The organism is Arthrobacter sp. CMU6 (genome assembly GCF_059090205.1).
In genome coordinates this window covers 147,450-167,079 of record NZ_JBNHFL010000007.1, presented here as the reverse complement: position 1 = coordinate 167,079, position 19,630 = coordinate 147,450, and the positions used below count along the sequence as shown (strand labels likewise).

17 protein-coding genes are annotated in these 19,630 nt (G+C 67.8%); 4 read left to right on the top strand and 13 right to left on the bottom strand.

What is annotated here, in order from left to right; all coding sequences use genetic code 11:
- The first annotated feature begins 26 nt into the window (after nucleotides 1–26).
- Nucleotides 27–707 (top strand): histidine phosphatase family protein, encoded by a 681-nt coding sequence (locus AC5RWD_RS07065; RefSeq protein ID WP_494019334.1) that lies wholly within the window; start codon nucleotides 27–29, stop codon nucleotides 705–707.
- Between the two features lie 52 nt (nucleotides 708–759).
- Here the strand turns inward: AC5RWD_RS07065 and AC5RWD_RS07060 are convergent, their stop codons facing one another.
- The 5 genes from AC5RWD_RS07060 to tdh form a co-directional block, all read right to left on the bottom strand.
- A complete protein-coding gene (locus AC5RWD_RS07060; protein WP_377949935.1) occupies nucleotides 760–1,548 on the bottom strand; it encodes a DeoR/GlpR family DNA-binding transcription regulator in 789 nt (262 codons plus the stop codon).
- Between the two features lie 110 nt (nucleotides 1,549–1,658).
- Complete coding sequence (hutI, locus tag AC5RWD_RS07055; protein ID WP_494019333.1) at nucleotides 1,659–2,870, bottom strand: imidazolonepropionase; 1,212 nt, start codon at nucleotides 2,868–2,870, stop codon at nucleotides 1,659–1,661.
- A gap of 11 nt (nucleotides 2,871–2,881) precedes the next feature.
- Nucleotides 2,882–4,018 carry an NAD(P)/FAD-dependent oxidoreductase gene (locus AC5RWD_RS07050; RefSeq protein WP_494019332.1) on the bottom strand — a complete coding sequence of 379 codons (1,137 nt, stop codon included), beginning with the start codon at nucleotides 4,016–4,018 and terminating at the stop codon, nucleotides 2,882–2,884.
- A 28-nt stretch (nucleotides 4,019–4,046) separates the two neighbouring features.
- Nucleotides 4,047–5,243, bottom strand: a complete 1,197-nt coding sequence (locus AC5RWD_RS07045) for a glycine C-acetyltransferase (protein WP_494019331.1) — start codon at nucleotides 5,241–5,243, stop codon at nucleotides 4,047–4,049.
- 61 nt (nucleotides 5,244–5,304) lie between these two features.
- Nucleotides 5,305–6,351, bottom strand: coding sequence for an L-threonine 3-dehydrogenase (gene tdh / locus AC5RWD_RS07040; RefSeq protein WP_494019330.1), 1,047 nt, complete (start codon nucleotides 6,349–6,351; stop codon nucleotides 5,305–5,307).
- 132 nt (nucleotides 6,352–6,483) lie between these two features.
- Between tdh and AC5RWD_RS07035 the strand changes: the two genes are divergently transcribed.
- Entirely contained in the window at nucleotides 6,484–7,392 is a 909-nt protein-coding gene (locus AC5RWD_RS07035; RefSeq protein WP_494019350.1) for a LysR family transcriptional regulator, read from the top strand.
- 101 nt (nucleotides 7,393–7,493) lie between these two features.
- Here the strand turns inward: AC5RWD_RS07035 and gatB are convergent, their stop codons facing one another.
- The 4 genes from gatB to AC5RWD_RS07015 all read right to left on the bottom strand — a co-directional run bounded on the left by gatB (nucleotide 7,494) and on the right by AC5RWD_RS07015 (nucleotide 12,514).
- Nucleotides 7,494–8,999: an Asp-tRNA(Asn)/Glu-tRNA(Gln) amidotransferase subunit GatB gene (gene gatB / locus AC5RWD_RS07030; RefSeq protein WP_494019329.1), complete on the bottom strand. Its 1,506-nt coding sequence runs from the start codon at nucleotides 8,997–8,999 to the stop codon at nucleotides 7,494–7,496.
- Nucleotides 8,999–10,573 (bottom strand): Asp-tRNA(Asn)/Glu-tRNA(Gln) amidotransferase subunit GatA, encoded by a 1,575-nt coding sequence (gene gatA / locus AC5RWD_RS07025; RefSeq protein ID WP_494019328.1) that lies wholly within the window; start codon nucleotides 10,571–10,573, stop codon nucleotides 8,999–9,001. Before gatA ends, gatB begins: the two co-directional genes overlap by 1 nt.
- Before the next feature lie 3 nt (nucleotides 10,574–10,576).
- The gene (gene gatC, locus AC5RWD_RS07020) at nucleotides 10,577–10,873 is read right to left on the bottom strand and encodes an Asp-tRNA(Asn)/Glu-tRNA(Gln) amidotransferase subunit GatC (RefSeq protein ID WP_003802035.1); all 297 of its coding nucleotides are present in this window, start codon (nucleotides 10,871–10,873) and stop codon (nucleotides 10,577–10,579) included.
- Between the two features lie 171 nt (nucleotides 10,874–11,044).
- Entirely contained in the window at nucleotides 11,045–12,514 is a 1,470-nt protein-coding gene (locus tag AC5RWD_RS07015) for a CitMHS family transporter (RefSeq protein ID WP_494019327.1), read from the bottom strand.
- Between the two features lie 199 nt (nucleotides 12,515–12,713).
- Here AC5RWD_RS07015 and AC5RWD_RS07010 point away from each other — a divergent pair, with 199 nt between their 5' ends.
- Nucleotides 12,714–14,426: a sensor histidine kinase gene (locus AC5RWD_RS07010; RefSeq protein ID WP_494019326.1), complete on the top strand. Its 1,713-nt coding sequence runs from the start codon at nucleotides 12,714–12,716 to the stop codon at nucleotides 14,424–14,426.
- Between the two features lie 24 nt (nucleotides 14,427–14,450).
- Complete coding sequence (locus tag AC5RWD_RS07005; RefSeq protein WP_494019325.1) at nucleotides 14,451–15,113, top strand: response regulator; 663 nt, start codon at nucleotides 14,451–14,453, stop codon at nucleotides 15,111–15,113.
- An 80-nt stretch (nucleotides 15,114–15,193) separates the two neighbouring features.
- On the opposite strand, the gene AC5RWD_RS07000 is transcribed toward AC5RWD_RS07005, so the two are convergent.
- The 4 genes from AC5RWD_RS07000 to ligA form a co-directional block, all read right to left on the bottom strand.
- Nucleotides 15,194–15,577 (bottom strand): RidA family protein, encoded by a 384-nt coding sequence (locus AC5RWD_RS07000; RefSeq protein WP_494019324.1) that lies wholly within the window; start codon nucleotides 15,575–15,577, stop codon nucleotides 15,194–15,196.
- A 37-nt stretch (nucleotides 15,578–15,614) separates the two neighbouring features.
- On the bottom strand, nucleotides 15,615–16,127 hold the full coding sequence (locus AC5RWD_RS06995) for a GNAT family N-acetyltransferase (protein ID WP_494019323.1): 513 nt from the start codon (nucleotides 16,125–16,127) through the stop codon (nucleotides 15,615–15,617).
- Between the two features lie 344 nt (nucleotides 16,128–16,471).
- The gene (locus AC5RWD_RS06990; RefSeq protein WP_494019322.1) at nucleotides 16,472–17,311 is read right to left on the bottom strand and encodes an inositol monophosphatase family protein; all 840 of its coding nucleotides are present in this window, start codon (nucleotides 17,309–17,311) and stop codon (nucleotides 16,472–16,474) included.
- A complete protein-coding gene (gene ligA, locus AC5RWD_RS06985) occupies nucleotides 17,308–19,599 on the bottom strand; it encodes an NAD-dependent DNA ligase LigA (protein ID WP_494019321.1) in 2,292 nt (763 codons plus the stop codon). The genes AC5RWD_RS06990 and ligA overlap by 4 nt, the downstream gene beginning before the upstream one ends.
- Nucleotides 19,600–19,630 lie beyond the last annotated feature (31 nt).

Sequence of the window (19,630 nt, the reverse complement as noted above, 5' to 3'; positions counted from 1 at the left end):
GCGGGCTGACCCTATGCTGGGGAACTATGAGCGCTCCCGGGAAAATCATCATGATCCGGCACGGCCAGTCGGCGGCCAACGCGGATACCTCCATCTACAACAGGGTGCCCGATTACCGGATTCCGCTGACGGAGCTCGGGCTGGAGCAGGCGAAGGCCGCCGGGGAGCGCATCCGCCGTGAGCTGGACGGACGGCAGGTGAGCGTCTACGTCTCTCCCTATCTCCGCGCCCACCAGACCCTCGAGGCACTGAACCTTGGCTCCCTGACGGAGCGGGTCATCGAGGAGCCGCGGCTGCGCGAGCAGGACTGGGCCAACTTCCAGATTTCGGGCGACATCGAGGACCAGAAGGAACTCCGCAACGCCTACGGCCACTTCTTCTACCGTTTCCGGGAGGGCGAGTCGGGCTCGGACGTGTACGACCGGATCTCCTCCTTCATGGAGACCCTGTACCGGCACTGGTCCAAGCCGGACTACTCCCCCAACGCCCTGCTGGTCACGCACGGGCTGACCATGCGCCTGTTCTGCATGCGCTGGTTCCACTGGTCGGTGGAGTACTTCGAGTCGCTGAACAACCCCGAAAACGCCGAAATCCGCATGCTGGTGCGCAACAGCCTGGGCAAGTACGAACTCGACACGCCCTTCACCCAGTGGGTGGACCGGCGGGTGGACGAGACGGTGCTGGACGCCCCGCCGGTGATTTTTTAAAACGCGCCTCCAGGGCTGGGGCCTGGCTGCCTGCGAACCAAGTGCCGTCTTTCTAGGCCCCGGCCACGATCACTTCGGTGCCCCGCGCCTCAAAGGCGGCCTTGTCTGCCGCCGAAATGCCCGAGTCGGTGATGAGCCGGGTGAAGTTGTAGCCGTCCATCGTGGCGAACGCCCGGCGGCCCACCTTCGAGGAATCCGCAATTACGTAGGAAACGCTGGCCCGGCTGGCCAGCAGCGCGTTGACCGTTGCCTCGGCCTCGCCGGTGTTGGTGGGACCCACCTCGGCGTCGATGCCATTGACCCCGATGAAGGCAATGTCCAGCACGACCTTCTGCATGATGATGTCCGTGTACGGGCCAACGAGCTCATAGGAGCGCGTGTTGAGGATGCCGCCTGTCACCATCACTTTAATGTTGGGCCGGACGGCAAGCTGCGAGGCGATGTTGATGGCATTCGTGACCACCGTGAGGGTGGGCTGGTTCGACGGCGAGTTGAGGTCTTCGCGGGTGGCCAGGATCTGTGCCAGGGCAGTGCTCGTGGTGCCGCCGCAGAGCCCGATCACCATGCCCGGGGCGATGAGTGCCGAGGCCGCCAGGGCGATCTCCTGCTTGGCCACGGCGTGGTCGTCCCGGTTGTACCTGCCCGGCAGGTCGTAGGCCAGTGCGCCGGTGGTGGCACCGCCGCGGGTCCTTGTCAGCAGCCGCCGCTTGGCCAGGCTGTCCAGGTCACGCCGTGCAGTCGCCGGTGATACGCCGAGCCGGGTGACGATCTCCTCGACTTCCACCTGGCCGGCTTCGGCAAGGAGATCGAGGATGGCCGTCAGTCGGTCGGTGCGGGTCATGCAGGGCCTTTCAGATCAAAAACGCCATCAGGAAATGACGTTTTCTGATTATATCAGACCTCTAATGATCACATTGCGTCACAGGAGGCGTCCGATGGCCCCGGCTGACACTACCGTGCGCGCACCCCGGCGCGCCAAACGGCGTGGGTGAGCGGCATCCCCGGCCGGTAGGCGAGATGGGTGGCGGACGGGGCGTTGAGGGCGTGCAGGTCCGCCCGGTGTCCGACGGCGATGGAGCCCACCGCGCGTTCGCCGTCGACGTCGTTACCGGACTCGCGCTGCAGCGCCAGGGCGCCGCCGTACGTGGCCGCGCGGACGGCCTCATGGACACTCAGGCCCATCTGCAGGACGGCCGTGGTGACGCAGAATGCCATGGAGCTCGTGTAGGACGTGCCGGGGTTGCAGTTGGACGCGAGCGCCACGGGGACGCCGGCATCCAGCAGCTGCCGGCCGGGGGCCAGCGGCTGGCGGGTGGAAAGGTCGCAGGCCGGCAGGCAGGTGGCCACTGTTCCCCGCACGCCTGTTCCTGCGGCGGCGTCCCAGCCGGACCAGCCGGCGGCGAGGCCGGTGATGTCCTGCTCCGAAAGATAGTTGACGTGGTCCACGCTCGCTGCGCCGAACTCCACCGCGAGGCGGACCCCGGGGCCGTGCCCCAGCTGGTTGCCGTGCACCCGCAGCCCCAGCCCGGCGCCGCGGCAGGCCTCCAGCACGGTGCGGGACTGCTCCTCCGAAAAGGCTCCCCGTTCGCAGAACACGTCGGCCCAGCGGACGTAGGGGCGGGCGGCGTCCAGCATGGGGCCGCAGACGAGTTTGGTGTACTCATCCGAGTCAACCCCGGCCGGCACCAGGTGGGCGCCCAGGAAGGTGACCTCGTCCGCCACGGTCGAGGCGATCCGGGCGCTCCTGGCCTCCTGCTCGACGTCCAGACCGTAGCCGGTTTTCGTCTCCAGGTACGTCGTGCCCTGCGACACTGCTTCGGCGACGCGCCCCTGCGCCAGCCGGGTGAGGTCGTAGTCGCCGGTGTTCCGGGTGGCTTCCGTCGTGACGGCGATGCCGCCGGCGCTGTACTCCTGCCCCGCCATCCGCGCCTCGAACTCGGCCGTCCGGTCCCCGGCAAAAATCAGGTGCGTGTGGGAGTCCACCCAGCCGGGCAGCACGGCCCGGCCGCCCACATCGACGGCGTCGTCGGCCGCCGGGGCGGCGTATGCCTGGCCAATCCAGGAGATCCGTTCGCCCTCGATCACCACTGCCGCGTCCTTGAGGACACGGTGCTCCGCGTCCTGGGTCATCAGTTCGGCAATGTTGGTGATCAGGGTGCTCATGGATCCATTCTTCAGCGCCGGATGGACCAGCGCGTCGCGGCCAGGGCATCCGCCGTCCGGGATACCGGACCGGCGCCCGTTTCCCGTCCGGCACTGGTTTCCTGCCCGGCAGCGGCATCCGGACCCGCCAGGATCTGGGCCGCGGCCAGTTCGGCGATGCCGGACGACGTCTGGAACCCGTAGCCGCCCTGGCCGGCGAGCCAGAAGAATCCGCGGGCCTCGGCGTCGAACCCCACTACCGGGACGCCGTCGGCCGCCTCGGTGCGCAGGCCTGTCCAGACCGTCCGGACGGGGCCGATCTCCAGCGTCGTCAGCGTGTTGAGCCGGGAGATGAGCCGCTCCACGTCCCCGGGACGGGGACGTGCGTCCTCCGCCGGGCTGGCCACGTGTTCCGACGGCGAGATCAGCACGTCGCTGCCTTCCCGGCGGAAGTAGAAGGAGTCATCGGCAGCTGCCACCATGGGGCTGCCCTCCGGCAGCGGATGGCCGACGCCGACAATCGCGGCCGTGCGCCGGTACGGCTGCAGGCCGATCTTCTCGACGCCGCTCAGCACCGCCAGCTCGTCCGCCCAGGCGCCGGCCGCGTTGACCAGGACGCCGGCGGAGAAGCCTTCCTGCCCGGCGCCGATCTCCCAGCTTGATCCAAGCCGCTGGGCGGAGTGGACGCGGGCGCCAGTGATGATGTCCACGCCGGCAGCCTCCGCACGCGCCCGGTGTCCTTCCAGGAGCACCGGGGCGTCGCACCCGAAGGACCCCGTGTCCAGGCCGGCGGCGGAGAAGGACTCCGGTTTCAGGGCCGGGCACAGCCCGAGCGCTTCCCCGTGGCTGATCAGGCGCATCTCGCCGCTGGCCTCGGCCCGCACCGTCTCTTCGTCGCCGATGAGCAGGAAGCTCCGGGGCGTCAGCACGGGCCGGGGCCGTCCGGCGTCGTCCGCCGCGATGAGCTCCAGCGTGCGGACGGTGAGTTCCTGCACCACCGGGGGGCCGTAGCTGGGTATGAGCTGCCGGGCCGAGCGCGAGGACGTGTGGTACGCCAACTGCTGTTCCGCCTCCACGAGGGCAACGCTGCACTTGCCGGCCAGCGCGGAGGCCAGCGACAGTCCGGCAATCCCGCCGCCCACAATGACCACGTCATAGGTTGATGCCATGGGGTCAATCTTTACAGATGGCCTGAACCTACGCAGCCACCGCGTCCCGGCTCTTGACGAACGCCTGGACGCAGGTCTCGACGTCGTCGGCGCTGTGCGCGGCGGACAGCTGGACGCGGATGCGGGCCGCGCCGCGGGGCACCACTGGGAAGCTGAACGCGGTCACGTACACCCCGTGCTGGAGCATCTGGTCGGCCACCTTAGCTGCCAGCACGGCGTCGCCGAACATGACAGGCACAATGGCGTGCTCGCCGTCGAGCAGTTCGAAGCCTTCCTCCGTCATCCGGCGGCGGAACAGCTCCGCGTTCCGGAACAGCCGCTCCCGCAGCTCCCCGGAGGTCTGCACCAGCTCCAGGGCTTTGATGGTGGCCGCCACGATGGCCGGGGCGAGGGAGTTGGAGAAGAGGTAGGGGCGGGCCTTCTGCCGGAGCATCGCCACCACTTCGCCGCGGCCGGACACGTAGCCGCCCGAGGCGCCGCCCAGCGCCTTCCCGAAAGTGCCGGTGAAGATGTCCACCCGGTCGGCGACGCCGGCGTGCTCGGGGGTCCCGGCCCCCGTGGCGCCCATGAACCCTACGGCGTGGGAGTCGTCCACCATCACCAGGGCGTCGTGCTTCTCGGCGAGGTCGCAAATGGCCTCCAGCGGGGCCAGGTAGCCGTCCATGGAGAAGACACCGTCGGTGACGATGATCTTCCGCCGGGCATCCTTGGCCTCCACCAGCTTCGCCTCGAGGTCGGCCATGTCCTGGTTGGCGTACCGGAACCGCTGCGCCTTGCAGAGCCGGATCCCGTCGATGATCGATGCGTGGTTCAGGGCGTCGGAGATAATGGCGTCCTCCGGGCCGAAGAGCGATTCGAAAACGCCGCCGTTGGCGTCGAAGCAGCTGGAGAACAGGATGGTGTCCTCCGTGCCCAGGAACTTTGAGACCCTGGCTTCGAGTTCGAGGTGGAGGTCCTGCGTGCCGCAGATGAACCGGACACTGGCCATGCCGAAGCCGCGATCGTCCATGGCGGACTTGGCCGCCGCGATGATGTCCGGGTGGTCGGCCAGGCCGAGATAGTTGTTGGCGCAGAAGTTCAGGACGGGCGAGCCGGCTTCGCCGATCTGCCCGGCTGTGATGTGGCTGGCCTGGGCGGAGTCGATGTGCCGCTCGGTCTTGTAGAGGCCTGCGGCGCGGATGTCGTCGAGCTCGGCGCGGAGCTGGTTCTTGATGGCTGAGTACATTGCGGATTCTCCTCGGCTGGAAACTGTCGAAAACGGTCAAGTAGGACGGGATGGGCGCGGATCAGATTTCCGACCAGTCGAGCACGACCTTGCCGCCGACGCCGGCCTTCGCGATTTCGAAGCCCTTCTCCCACTGGCTGGCAGGCAGCACGTCCGTGACAACTGCGGAGATGCTGGCGTGCAGCGCAGGGTTGGAGGACAACATGGCGCTCATGGCGTACCAGGTCTCGTACATCTCGCGGCCGTAGATGCCCTTCAGGGTGAGCATGTGCGTGACCACCTTGCCCCAGTCGATGTTGATGGACTCGCTCGGAAGCCCCAGCATGGCGATGCGTCCGCCGTGGTTCATGTTGTCGATCATCTCCGGCAGCGCCGTGGGGTGGCCGGACATTTCCAGTCCGATATCGAAGCCCTCGCGCATGCCCAGCTCCCGCTGCGCTTCCCGGACCCGCGTCTTGGACACGTCGATGGCGAGGTCCACGCCGAGCTGCCGGGCGAGCTCGAGCCTCGGGGCCGAGACATCGGTGATGGCGATCTTGCGGGCGCCGGCATGGCGGGCCACGGCGATGGCCATGAGGCCGATCGGCCCGGCGCCGGTGATCAGCACGTCCTCGCCCACCAGCGGGAAACTCAGTGCGGTGTGCACGGCGTTGCCGAAGGGGTCGAAGATGGCGCCGAGCTCGGGCGTGACGGACGGGTCCTGGTGCACCCAGACGTTCGTCTCGGGGATGACCACGTATTCGGCGAACGCCCCGTCCCGCTGCACGCCCACGCTGACCGTGTGGATGCACATCTGCCGGCGGCCGGCGCGACAGTTGCGGCAGATCCCGCAGACGATGTGGCCTTCGCCGGACACGCGGTCGCCCACTTTGACGTAGCGCACGTCCGCCCCGGTGGCCACCACCTCGCCGTAGAACTCGTGGCCGGCGATGAGCGGGGCCTCGATGATGCCCTGTGCCCAGGCATCCCAGGACTGGATGTGCAGGTCAGTCCCGCAGATGCCGGTGGTCAGCACGCGGATCTTGACCTCGCCGGATCCAGCCTCGGGTTCCGGGCGGTCCGTCAGTTCAAACCCGGCGTGTGCGCCGGCCTTGTAGAGGGCCTTCATTGGCTTCCTTACGTTCGGCATGCGGTGGCATGCGGGAAATCTCCCTTCATTAGAGCCACCTTCGACCCGTTAGCACAAGGGGAATTTTCTCAATCGACGATTAAGGAATTGCTAAGGAATAGGATGGACCGCATGGAAATCCACCAGCTCGAGATGCTGCGGGAGCTTGGCGCGCTGGGAAGCGTCAAGGCCGTGGCCGATACCCTGCTCGTCACGCCCTCGGCCGTGTCCCAGCAGCTCGCACAGCTGCAGAAAAGCGTGGAGGTGCCGCTGACCCGCAAGGAGGGCCGGAACCTGGTCCTCACCGAGGCCGGACAGGTGCTCGCGGACGCGGGGGCCGCCGTCGTCAGTGCCATGGCCGACGCGCGGATGGCGATCGGTGCGTACCACAGTTCCACGGTGGCGCCAGTGACGGTGAGCGGTTTCCACAGTGCGGGGCAGGCGCTGTTTGCGCCGCTGGCGCGGCTTCTGGACGGGCCGGACAAGCCCAAGGTGCTGCTCTCCGACGAGGACGTTGCCCAGCAGGATTTTCCCGCCCTGACGGCGCGGTACGACCTTGTCCTCGCGCACCGGATGGACCACAGCCCCAAGTGGCCGGAGGAGAGGGTGGCGGTAATACCCCTGGCCCATGAGCCGCTGGACGTGGCGCTGCCGGCCGGCCACCGGCTGGCGGGCCAGGCGGCGCTGACGGCGTCCGACGTCGTCGGCGAACCCTGGGTGACCAGCCGCGCCGGCTACTCCCCCGCGGACGTGCTCTCCGCCGTCGCAGCGGTGTCCAGCCGGGAGCTGAACATCGTGCACCGGATCAATGACTATTCCACGGTGGCGGCGCTGGTGGCCTCGGGAAGCGTGATCGGCCTGCTGCCGCGGTACACCGCGCGGCCCGTGCTGAATCGGGACATCGTGCTGCGGCCGCTGCACGGGATCAGCACGCGGCGGCGGATCGACATCCTGGCGCGTCCGGAAAACCTCAAGCGCGCGTCGGTCCGGGTGGTGTGCGAGGCGCTGCAGGACATCATGGCCCGCCTTAGCCACGCTTAAACCCCACCGGGTCGCTTACTTAAACCCAACCGGGTCGCAGCACAGGGCGTTCTGAGCGCTCAGAACCCATGTGCTGCGACCCGCTTTCGGGTTACACGCGGCTAAACAGTGACGCCGAGCTTTTCCAGGATCAGCTCGCGCACGCGGCCGGCGTCGGCCTGGCCACGGGTGGCCTTCATGACGCCACCCACGATGGCACCGATGGCCTGCACCTTGCCGCCGCGGATCTTGTCCGCCACGTCGGGCTGCGCGGCCAGGGCTGCGTCGATGGCTTCCAGGAGCGGGCCGTCGTCGGAGACCACGGCCAGACCGCGCTTCTCGACGACCTCGGCCGGGGTGCCTTCGCCGGCGAGCACGCCGTCCAGCACCGCGGAGGCCATCTTGTTGTTGATCTTGCCCGCTTCCACCATGCGGCTCAGTTCCACGATCGTGGCGGGCGTGACGCCGAGCTGGCCGGGGTCGACGTCGGCGTTCTTGGCGCGGCCCACGATCTCGCCCATCCACCACTTGCGGGCCACGGAAGCCGTGGCGCCGGCGGCGATGGTTTCCTCGATCTCATCGAGCACGCCGGCGTTGACGACGTCGCGGAATTCCAGGTCCGAGTAGCCCCAGTCCTGCTTCAGCCGCTTGCGGCGCTCGGCCGGCGGCTCGGGCAGGGTCGCCCGGAGCTCTTCCACCCACTCCCGGGAGGGAACGACGGGAACCAGGTCCGGCTCCGGGAAGTAGCGGTAATCGTCGGCGTCGGACTTTTCCCGGCCCGACGTCGTCGTGCGCGTGTCCTCGTGCCAGTGGCGGGTCTCCTGGATCACCGGCTCGCCGGAGTCCAGGACGGCGGCGTGGCGCTGGATCTCGTAGCGGACGGCGTGTTCGACGGCGCGCAGCGAGTTCACGTTCTTCGTCTCGGAGCGGATGCCGAAGCGTTCGCGGCCGTGCGGGCGCAGCGAGACGTTGGCGTCGCAGCGGACGTTGCCGCGCTCCATCTTGGCGTCCGAGACGCCGAGGTTCTTGACGATTTCACGCACCGCCGCGACGTAGGCCTTGGCAAGCTCGGGGGCGCGGGAACCGGCACCCTCGATCGGCTTGGTGACGATCTCCACAAGCGGAACGCCTGCACGGTTGTAGTCCACGAGCGAGTATTCCGCGCCCTGGATGCGTCCGGCCGAGCCGCCGAGGTGGGTCAGCTTGCCGGCGTCCTCCTCCATGTGCGCGCGCTCGATCTCGACGCGGAACACGGTGCCGTCCTCGAGTTCGATGTCCAGGTAGCCGTCGTACGCGATCGGCTCGTCGTACTGGGACGTCTGGAAGTTCTTCGGGGTGTCCGGGTAGAAGTAGTTCTTCCGGGCGAAGCGGCAGGATTCGGCGATCTTGCAGTTCAGCGCGAGGCCGATCTTGATGGAGGACTCCACCGCGGTCTTGTTCACCACCGGCAGGACGCCGGGCATGCCCAGGTCCACCTCGTTGACGTTGGTGTTGGGCTCGTCGCCGAACACGTTGGGCGCGGAGGAGAACATCTTGGTCTTGGTGTTGAGCTCAACGTGGACCTCGAACCCCAGGACGGGATCGTATTTCTCCATGGCTTCTTCGAAGCTCAGAATCGCGTCAGACATCAGTGTGAACCTCCGTGGCTCGACGGGGCGGCATACGTAGCAGCGAGGTCGGGGGCCTTGTCCAGCAGCGGACCGCCCCACTTCGCTTCCAGCAGGGATTCGAGGACAGCACCCACCCGGTAGAGGCGGGCATCCTCGCGGGCCGGTGCCAGCAGCTGGATGCCGACAGGCAGTCCGTCCTCATCGGCCAGGCCGCCGGGCAGCGAGAGGCCGGGGACGCCGGCCATGTTGGCAGGGATCGTGGCGACGTCGTTGAGGTACATCGCCAGCGGGTCGTCCAGCTTCTCGCCCAGCTTGAACGCCGTGGTGGGCGCGGTGGGGGAAATGAGGACGTCGGCCTTGGCGAAGGCAGCCTCGAAGTCACGCTGGATGAGCGTGCGGACCTTCTGCGCGGAACCGTAGTAGGCGTCGTAGTAGCCGGCCGAGAGCGCGTAGGTGCCCAGGATGATGCGGCGCTTGACCTCGTCACCGAACCCTGCGGCGCGGGTGGCGCCCATGACGCGCTCGATGGTCAGCGGCGGATCCTCGGGGAGCACGCGCAGGCCGTAGCGAACGCCGTCGAATTTGGCCAGGTTGGAGGAGGCCTCGGACGGCATGATCAGGTAGTAGGCACCCAGGGCGTACTGGAAGTTGGGGCAGGACACCTCAACGATCTCCGCGCCTGCCTCCTTCAGCAGTTCCAGGGACTCGTTGAAGCGGTTCTCGACCCCGGCCTGGTAGCCCTCGCCGTGGAGCTCCTTGATGATGCCGATCTTCATGCCGTCCACGTTGCCGAGCCGTGCCGCGGCGACGAGGTCGCCCAGCGGGTCCGGCAGGGAGGTGGAGTCATGGGGGTCGTGGCCGCCGATGACCTGCTGCAGCAGGGCCGAGTCCAAAACGGTGCGGGAGACGGGGCCGATCTGGTCCAGCGAGGACGCCATGGCGATGGCACCGTAGCGGGACACTCCGCCGTAGGTGGGCTTGACGCCCACGGTGCCGGTGACGGCGCCGGGCTGCCGAATGGATCCGCCGGTGTCGGTGCCGAGGGCCAGCGGTGCCTCAAAGGCAGCGACGGCGGCAGCGGAGCCGCCGCCCGAACCGCCGGGGATGCGGTCCAGGTCCCACGGGTTGCGGGTGGGCCCGAAGGCCGAGTGCTCGGTGGAGGAGCCCATGGCGAACTCGTCCAGGTTGGTCTTGCCCAGGATGGGCATCTTGGCGGCGCGCAGCTTCTTGACGACGGTGGCGTCGTACGGGCTGTGCCAGCCTTCGAGAATTTTGGAACCGGCCGTGGTGGGCTGGCCGATGGTGACGATGAGGTCCTTGACGGCGATCGGAACGCCGGCAAGCTCGTGCAGCTCCTCGGCGGCCTGGCCGCCGGCTGCGCGGATGGCGTCCACCTCGGCCGCGACGGCGAGCGCTTCCTCGGTGTTGACGTGCAGGAACGCGTTGACGCCGCGCTCTCCCCCGTCGACGGCGGCGATGCGGTCCAGGTGCGCCTGGGTGACCTCGACGGCGGTGACCTCACCGGCGGCGAGCTTCGCGGCCAGCTGGGCCGCGGATAGACGGACGAGTTCCGTGCTGTTGGTTTCAGTCATGTTCTAGTCCTCATCCAGGATTGCCGGGACCTTGAAGCGGTCTGCGTCCGAGTCCGGAGCGCCCGAGAGCGCCTGCTCGGCGGTGAAGGTGTGGCCCACCTCGTCCTCGCGGAACACGTTGCTCAGCGGAATCGGGTGCGAAGTGGCCGGAACGCCGTCACCTGCGGCCTCGCTCACGGACTTAACCGCGTCTACGATGACGGCAAGTTCGCCAGCCATCCTGTCCAGCTCTTCAGCGCTCATCTCAATGTGCGCGAGCCGCGCTAGGTGCGCGACGTCGTCGCGGTTGATCGCAGCCATGGATCTCCCTGCAAGTTCGGAATGGGTTTCCGAACCAGTCTACTGTCCGGGGAGGCTGTCGCGTTCCGGCTACCCGCCTTCCGGCCGCAGGCCGGATACGGGAAAGCAGAGTGCGGGAGTCATTCCGCACTCTGCTTTCCTTTAGTTATTTATCCGGGTGCTGGCTAGCTGCTAGTGGATGCCGATTGCTCCGGTCAGGACTGCTACCGCGAGCATCACGAGGGACACGACCGCGCTCCTCCAGAGAACCTTCTTGTGGTGGTCGCCCAGGTCCACCTTGGCCAGGGAGACCAGGAGCAGGATGGCGGGAACCAGCGGGCTCTGCATGTGGAACGGCTGGCCGGTGATGGAAGCACGGGCCATTTCGGCGGCGCTGATCCCGTAGTGGCCGGCGGTCTCGCTCAGGACGGGCAGCACGCCGAAGTAGAAGGCGTCGTTGCTCATGAAGAACGTCATGGGGATGCTGAGGATGCCGGTGATGACTGCCATGAACGGGCCCATGCTGGACGGGATGATCTGGACCAGCCAGGCGGACATCGCTTCGACCATGCCGGTGCCGGTCAGGACGCCGGTGAGGACAGCAGCGGCCATGACCATGCTGACCACGGCGACGATCGACGGTGCGTGGGCCACGAGCTGAGCGCCCTGGTCCTTGACGTGCGGGAAGTTCACCAGCAGGGCGATGGCCGAGCCCACCATGAAGACGTACGGCAGGGGCACGAGGTCGGCGATGAGCATGCCCATGACGGCGACGGTGAGTGCCAGGTTGAACCACTGCAGCTTGGGGCGCAGGGTCTTGCGGTTGGGGTCCAGCGCGGTGTCCGCCATGGCGGTGTCGCTGTCGTCGACCAGGATCTCGGTCCGTTCCAGGACGGCGACGGAGGAACCTTCAGGGGAACCGCCGACGGCGGGGCCTCCCGTTGCGGGGACAGGTGCGGAACCGCGGCCGGTGCGGCCGGCGCCGGCGGGGGTGCCGCCGTCGAACCCTTCAGCGGTATCCGGCGTTCCCCAGAGTTCCGGCTGTGTGGCGCGGAGGCGGTTGCGTTCCTGCAGGCCGAGGACCCAGGCGAAGACCAGCACGACGGCCAGGCCGGCGACCAGCGACGGGATCATGGGAACGAAGACGTCGTTGACGTCGATCTTCAGGGCGCTGGCGGCGCGGGCCGTGGGGCCGCCCCAGGGAACGATGTTCATGGTGCCGTTGGCCAGGCCGGCCACGCAGGTGAGGACCACGGGGCTCATCTTCAGCCGGAGGTAGATCGGCAGCATGGCGGCGGTGGTGAGGATGAAGGTGGTGGAGCCGTCGCCGTCGAGCGATACGGCAGCGGCCAGCAGCGCGGTGCCCAGGACCACCTTGGCGGGGTCATTGCCGAGCTTGCGCAGGATGAACCGGACCAGCGGATCGAACAGCCCGACGTCGATCATCAGGCCGAAGTAGATGATGGCGAACATCAGCAGCGCGGCGGTGGAGGTCATGGACTTCATCGAGTCCATGACCATGTCGCCGATCCCGAGGCCGGCGCCTGCGAAAAGACCGAAAACGGTGGGGACGATGATCAGCGCCAGCACTGGCGTCAACTTCTTCGTCATGATCAGCACCATGAAAACCGCGATCATGGCGAATCCAAGTAATACCAGCACAGCCGGCTCCTTCTAGTGAACAGCACCACCCCGGTGTGATGCGTACTACAGACGTTAGAGTGGCCCCGGTCACGGCAGTGCCTTTGGCTCAATTGATTGGCATACTGCTTATTGGGAGCATTTTGCGCATTTTGCTCAAACGCCCTGCTGCCAGCCCCAGCCGCCCTGCAGCCCGCCGAACCCACGAAGGAGTGCCAGCATGAGCCCCGCCGGCAGGCTTCCGCTCAGGTTCTCCACCCAGACCCTGCTCCTGCAGCTGGGCGTGGTTCTCCTCGTTGTGCTCCTCAGCGGGGCGGTGCATGCGTGGCTGACGTTTGAACGGCTGGGCCGCGAGGCGGAAAACCAGGCACTGACGCTGGCCCGGACCGTGGCCTCGGACCCTTCGGTCCGGGCGAAAGTGCAGGCCATCAGCCGGCAGGCCGGCACTCCCCCGCCCGCAGAGCTGAAGAACGGGCCACTGATGGCGGTGGCCGAGGGCGCCCGTGCCCGCACCGGAGCCCTGTTCGTGGTGATCACCGATGAAACAGGCCTGCGGCTGGCCCATCCCGACGCCGACCGGCTGGGCGAGCGCGTCAGTACGGACCCGTCGGAGGCGCTTGCCGGCCGCGAGGTGACCACCCGGAACACCGGCACCCTGGGTCCGTCGGCGGGTGCGAAGGTCCCCGTGTTCGCGCCAGGCACAGGTTCGGATTCCGCCTCGCGGGCCGTGGTGGGCGAGGTGAGCGTGGGCTATTCAACCGAGTCCATCGGGCAGAGCCTGGCCCGCGACATCGTGCCGATCGTGCTGACCGCGGCCGGTTCGCTGGTGGCAGGAGTCCTGGCCTCGTTCCTGCTCCGGCGCCGGCTGCAGCGGCTCACGCTGGGCCTGGAGCCCGAGGAAATCGGCGCTCTGGTGCATGATCAGGTGGCGGTCCTGGAGGGTGTGGACGAGGGCGTTGTGGGCATCTCCGCGGACGGCCGGATCAGCGTGTTCAACGCCGCCGCCCAGCGCCTCCTCGGCCAGCCCGACCTCGCCGGCCAGCTCTGGCAGGACGCCCCGGTGCCGGCTCGGCTCAAGGCCCTGACCCTGCCCGATGCCCGGGAGGGCGAGGCAGTGGAACTGGTGGCGGGCGAACAGGTCCTCGTCGCCAGCGCACGGAAGGCGCTGCACCGCCGCGAGGACCTGGGTTGGGTGGTCATGCTCCGTGACCGCACCGAACTCCAGCACCTGGCCCGGCAGCTCGACGCCGTCGGAACGATGTCCACAGCGCTGCGCGCCCAGCGGCATGAGTTCGCCAACCAGCTGCACACCATTGCAGGGTTCATGAGCATCGGCCAGCACCAGCAGGCGCGCAGTTACCTTGAGCGGCTCGCCGCCACGGGCCCGCTCAAGTTTCCCGTGGACCAGGCCGAACTGTTGCAGGACCCGTACCTGCAGGCCTTCATCGGCGCCAAGGGCGTGGAGGCCGACGAGCGGGGGGTATCGTTGCGGATCGGGCCGGAAACGCTGGTGCGGGGCCAGGTGACGGAACCGCAGGACGTCACGACGGTGCTCGGGAACCTGATCGACAACGCGGTCAACGCGGCGGTGGCGGGCACGGCCGCCGAGCGCTGGGTAGAGCTTGAGTTGCTTGACGAAGAGGGCGACGGCGGCGGTACCCTGCACGTCGTCGTCGCCGATTCCGGCGATGGGCTGCCGGACGGCGGCAATGCGGAGGCCGTGTTCGCCGAGGGATTCACGACGGCGGTCGGCGGGGTTCTCCAGGGGCAGGTCCGCGCCGCGGGCGGCCAGGGCCTCGGCCTGGCACTGGCCCGGCAGCTGGCGCGGCGGCGCGGGGGCGACGTCACGGTGCTGGAGCCGGGGAACGTTGGTGGTCCCGGCGCCGTGTTCATGGCCACGCTGCCGGGCACCACCACGGCGAAGAAAGACTGATGGATACCGGACGGGAGGACGAGGATGTCTGAGGATTTCAGGGTGCTGATCGTGGACGACGACTTCCACGTCGCCAAGCTCCACGCTGCCTACGTGGATTCGGTGGCGGGGTTCCTGGCGCTGCCGCCGGCCGGTTCGGCGTCACTGGCGCTGCAGTCCATCCACAGCCTGCGCCCCGACCTGGTGCTGCTTGACGTGTACCTGCCGGACGCCTCGGGCCTGGATCTGCTGCACCAGCTGGACGTGGACACGATGATTCTCAGTGCCGCCTCGGACGCCGCGTCGCTGCGCACGGCGTTCCGGCGCGGCGCCCTCGGGTACCTGCTCAAGCCGTTCACGGCCGAATCCCTGTCCCAGCAGCTGCGGTCCTACGCCCGGTACCGGCGGATCCTTGGCCAGCCCGGGGCGCTCGACCAGGACACGGTGGAGCGGGCGAAGCGGGCGCTCATTCCCGGTGACGTCTCGCCGTCGGCCAAGCCGCGGTCGGCAACGGAGGCGGCGGTGCTGGAGTCCCTGATTCCCGGTGAGCAGTACTCGGCAGCCGACGTCGCAGGGCGCGTTGGCGTGTCCCGGGCAACGGCGCAGCGGTACCTGTCCTCGCTGGCTGACGACGGCGCGGTCGAAATCCAGCTCCGCTACGGCACCACCGGCCGGCCCGAACACCGCTACGGCCTCCCCGCTTCCTAAGACGAAGCGCGAACTGGCAGCTAATGCCCTCAAAATGTCGATTTGGTGGCATCTTCTGCCAGTTCGCGCTACGGCCAGTGCTAGCTGGCGCTCTTCTGCGCGACGAGCTCGATCTCCACGAGCATCTCCGGGTCCAGGAACGGCAGCACGTGGACCAGCGACAGCGTGGGGCGGATCTCGCCGAAGACCTCGCCGTGCGCACGGCCGGCGTCCTCCCACTTGCTGATGTCCGTCAAGTACAGCTTGGACTGCACGACGTCGGCGAGCGTGAAACCGGCGTCGGCCAGGACCGTCTCCAGCTTCTGCAGGATGAACCGGGTCTGCTCGTAGAAATCGCTGCCGACGATGCCGCTCTCGCCGCTGGCCGACGTGGCCGAGATGTAGAGCGTGTTGTCCACCTGGACCGCACGGGAGTAGCCGAGCTTCTGTTCCCAGACCGAGCCGGTGCCGAACGTCTTGCGCATGCTGCGCCTTTCACTAGGGTTTTAAGTCGGCTCCACTCTAGGCGGGGCGGACGTCCAGCCTGAAAACCAGCAGCTTTATGTCGGTTCCGGGCACATACCAGTCGCGCTCAGGGACCCGCCGGAAGCCTGTCTTCCGGTACAGCCCGTGGGCACTTTCCCAGTCCCCGCCGGTGGTCAGAGCCACAGCACGGATCCCCTCCAGCGACCTGGCGTGCGCAATGATGGCTTCGACCATGGCCCGGCCGGCGCCACTGCGCTGCACGGCCGGATCCACGACCAGCATGCGGAACTCAAGCTCGTCGTCCAGCGCGATATCGGCATACTTCTCGCCCGCCAGCGCCAGGGTCACCGAACCGACGATTTGGCCGGCGCGCTCGGCCACCCAGATGGTGGCCCGGGCTGCGCGGGCGGCCACGTCCTGAATCTGCTTCATGTACGGATGGTCCGCGGACTCGAAGTAGCCGGCCGCCAGATAGGCGTCCCGGGTGATGCGGGCGATGGCCGCAAAGTCGGCGGGGACGGCGGGACGGACGGTGATCTGCGGCTGCACCCATCAATGGTAGTGCCGGTCGACCGATGCACTCTGCGAAACAGCTGTTTCCGTGACTGAACTATCAGGTTCCCCGCAGCTGTCCGGACACAGGCGGGAATCGCCTGCCTTGTTTCTGGTGCGGCCCGGCCGGGTTCGAGCACTTCTTCTGGGACCTTGCCGACCACTTCGAGGCCGGCCTCCCAGACCCCGCCACCATCGAGAAACTAGCGGCCGACTACGGGCTGCGCTTCGCCGAGGCACCCTGGCTGCCGGATATCATTGCGCGCTACCACCTGACACCACCGGGCGCGTGAACCACGCGGCCGGGCCGTATTCGGCCCGGGCCCCGGCGTAGCACCCGGCTACAGCGGGAACTTGCCGGACATTTCCAGCGTGCCGGCGCAGGTCCAGGCTGACAGCCGTTCCTCGGCCGAGGGACCGCCGTCGAGCGGGCTAGTGAGCCGCGGCCGCCGCACCCAGCATCCGGCCTCCTCGGCCACCAGCGCGCCCGCAGCGAAGTCGTGCTCGTTCAGGCCCCGTTCGCCGAAGGCATCGACCGTTCCATCGGCGACCATGCAGAGGTCCAGGGCAGCCGAGCCGAGCCGCCGCACGTCCGCAAAGCCGTCCACGAAGTCGCCCAGCGCCGCGAACTGCTCCGCGCGCACCTCCGGGTCATAACTGAAGCCGGTGGACAGGATCTGGCCGGTGCGGCCGGGGACCGGACCCGTGAGCTGCACCCGCCTCCCGTCCTGTTCGAGCCACGCACCCTGGCCGCGCGCAGCGTAGTACACGCGCCCCAGCGCGGGGGCATGTACGACGCCGGCCAGCCAGGCGCCGTCGGAATCGGCAACTGCCACGGAGGTGGCGTAATAGACGATATTGCGGATGAAGTTGGTGGTGCCGTCGAGCGGATCAATGGACCAGCGCAGCCCAGTCGGGTTCTCGGGACGCGAGGTCCCGTGTTCCTCGCCGGTGATGACGTCGTCCGGGCGCGCAGTGCGGATGGCGGTGCGCACGGCTTCCTCGGCGGCCACATCGAAGGCGGTGACCCAGTCGCCGGCTTCGCCCTTGTTGCTCACCGTCCCCGAGTCCAGGGCACCGTTGCTGCGTTCGGCAAGCACACCGGCACCGGCAGCGGCAGCCGCTTTGGCCACGGCCAGGAGCCCGTGTACGTCAAGGGGGCTTGCGGTATCGGTTGTCACTCGGAATCCTCCTCGTCGCCCGGAAGCGCTGTTGCCTCGGGATCCTCGGCTTCGGCCTCGGCGGTGCCGTCCCCGTCAGCCCTGGCGGGCCCGTTGGCCAGCAGCTCCCGGAATCCGTCCTCGTCCAGCACGGGCACGCCCAGCTGCTCAGCCTTGTCCAGCTTGGTGCCGGCGTTGTCCCCGGCCACCAGGTAGCTGGTGTTCTTCGACACTGAACCTGCCGCCTTGCCGCCGCGGACCAGGATGGCTTCCTTGGCCTCGTCGCGGCTGAAGCCTTCCAGTGTCCCGGTGACCACCACGGTCAGCCCCTCGAGGGTGCGCGGTGTGGACTCGTCCCGCTCGTCCTTCATCCGTACCCCGGCCGCTGCCCATCGGTCGATGATCTCGACATGCCAGTCCTCGGCAAACCACTCCTTGAGCGCGGCGGCGATGGTGGGGCCAACGCCGTCCACACTCGCGAGCTCCTCCTCGGAGGCCTGCCGGATACCGTCCATGGTGCCGAAGTGGTTGGCCAGGGCACGTGAGGCGCGGGGTCCGACGTGCCGGATGGACAGTGCCACCAGGACACGCCACAACGGCTGGGTCTTGGCTTTTTCGAGTTCCTTGAAGAGTTTTTCGGTGGTGGCTGTCGGCTTGGACGGCGTCTTGGCCGTGCCCTTGCTGTAGAAGTACGGCACCAGCTCGAACTCGCCGGTGGGAACACCTTTGGACCGCTTCTCGCGCCGTATCTTCACCGGTGCCAGGTCCCCGGGCGTCAGGTCGAACAGGGCAGCCTCACTGACCAGCGGCGGGACCTCGGGCTCCGCGGGCTGGGTGAGCGCGATCGCGGCCTCCCAGCCGAGGGCTTCGATATCGAACGCCCCACGGCTGGCAACGTGGAACACGCGCTCACGCAGCTGTGAGGGGCACGACTTGGCGTTGGGGCAGCGGATGTCCACGTCCCCTTCCTTCCCGGGGGCAAGCGGCGTTCCGCAGGACGGGCACTCCGTGGGCATGACGAAGTCGCGCACCGGAGGGTCCTGCTGGTCCCGGAGCGCCAGCACCGGGCCGACAATCTCCGGGATGACGTCACCGGCCTTGCGCAGGACCACGATGTCGCCGATCTTCACGCCTTTGGCCTTGACCACGTCCTGGTTGTGCAGGGTGGCCATGCCCACGGTGGAACCCGCCACCTTGACCGGCTCCATGATCCCGAACGGGGTGACCCGGCCGGTGCGCCCGACGTTGACGGCAATGTCCAGCAGTTTGGTGTGCACTTCCTCGGGCGGGTACTTGTAGGCGACGGCCCAGCGCGGAACACGTGTGGTGTAGCCCAGCGCGCGCTGCGTGGCGAAGTCGTCGATCTTCACCACGATGCCGTCGATCTCGTGGAGCAGGCTGTGCCGCTTGTCACCGTATTTCGCGATGAATTCCAGCACCTCGACCGGGCTGCCGAGAACCTCGAAGTACGGGCTGACGGGCAGACCCCACTCAGCCAGCAGCCGGTAGGTCTCCGACTGGCTGGCGGCCTGGAGGCCCTCGCGGGCGCCGATTCCGTGCACGAACATCTGCAGCGGTCGCTTGGCGGTCTCGGCCGGGTCCTTCTGTCGGATTGAGCCGGCCGCGGCATTGCGGGGGTTGGCCAGCGGTGCCTTGCCCGCCTCGATCAGCGCCTCATTGAATTCCGCGAACGCCTTGGACGGAATGAACACCTCACCGCGGATTTCCATCTCCGCGGGAAACCCGCTGCCGCTGAGCTGCTCCGGAATCTCCTTGATGGTAAGCACATTGTGCGTGATGTCCTCGCCGGTGTGGCCATCACCGCGGGTGGCCGCCCGGACCAGTTTGCCGTCCCGGTAGAGCAGGTTCACGGCCAGGCCGTCGATTTTCAGCTCGGTCAGCCACGCGGCGTCCGGGTTTCCGGACTTGGCCACGGAGGCCTCCGCCTTGGCGATCCAGGCCTGCAGTTCTTCGATGGAGAACACGTCCTCCAAGCTGTACATGCGCTGGAGGTGTTCGACGGCGGCAAAGGCGGCGGAGACTTCCCCACCAACTTCCTGGGTGGGCGAGTCATTGGAAACGAGTTCCGGATGCAGCGCCTCGAGTTCCTCCAGCCGGCGAAAGAGAGTATCGAACTCGGCATCGGAGACGAGTGGCTCGTCCTCCTGGTAGTACGCGAAACGGTACTTCCGGACGAGGTCCGCCAGGTTCTGGTACTCATCCCGTACGGACTCCGAGGGAATGGCTTCCGGCTCAAGCTGGTCCGTTCCGGTGGCTGAACTGTCTGTGGGGCCTGATGGTGTGCTCACAGACCTATCTTGCCTTACACGCCGGACATTT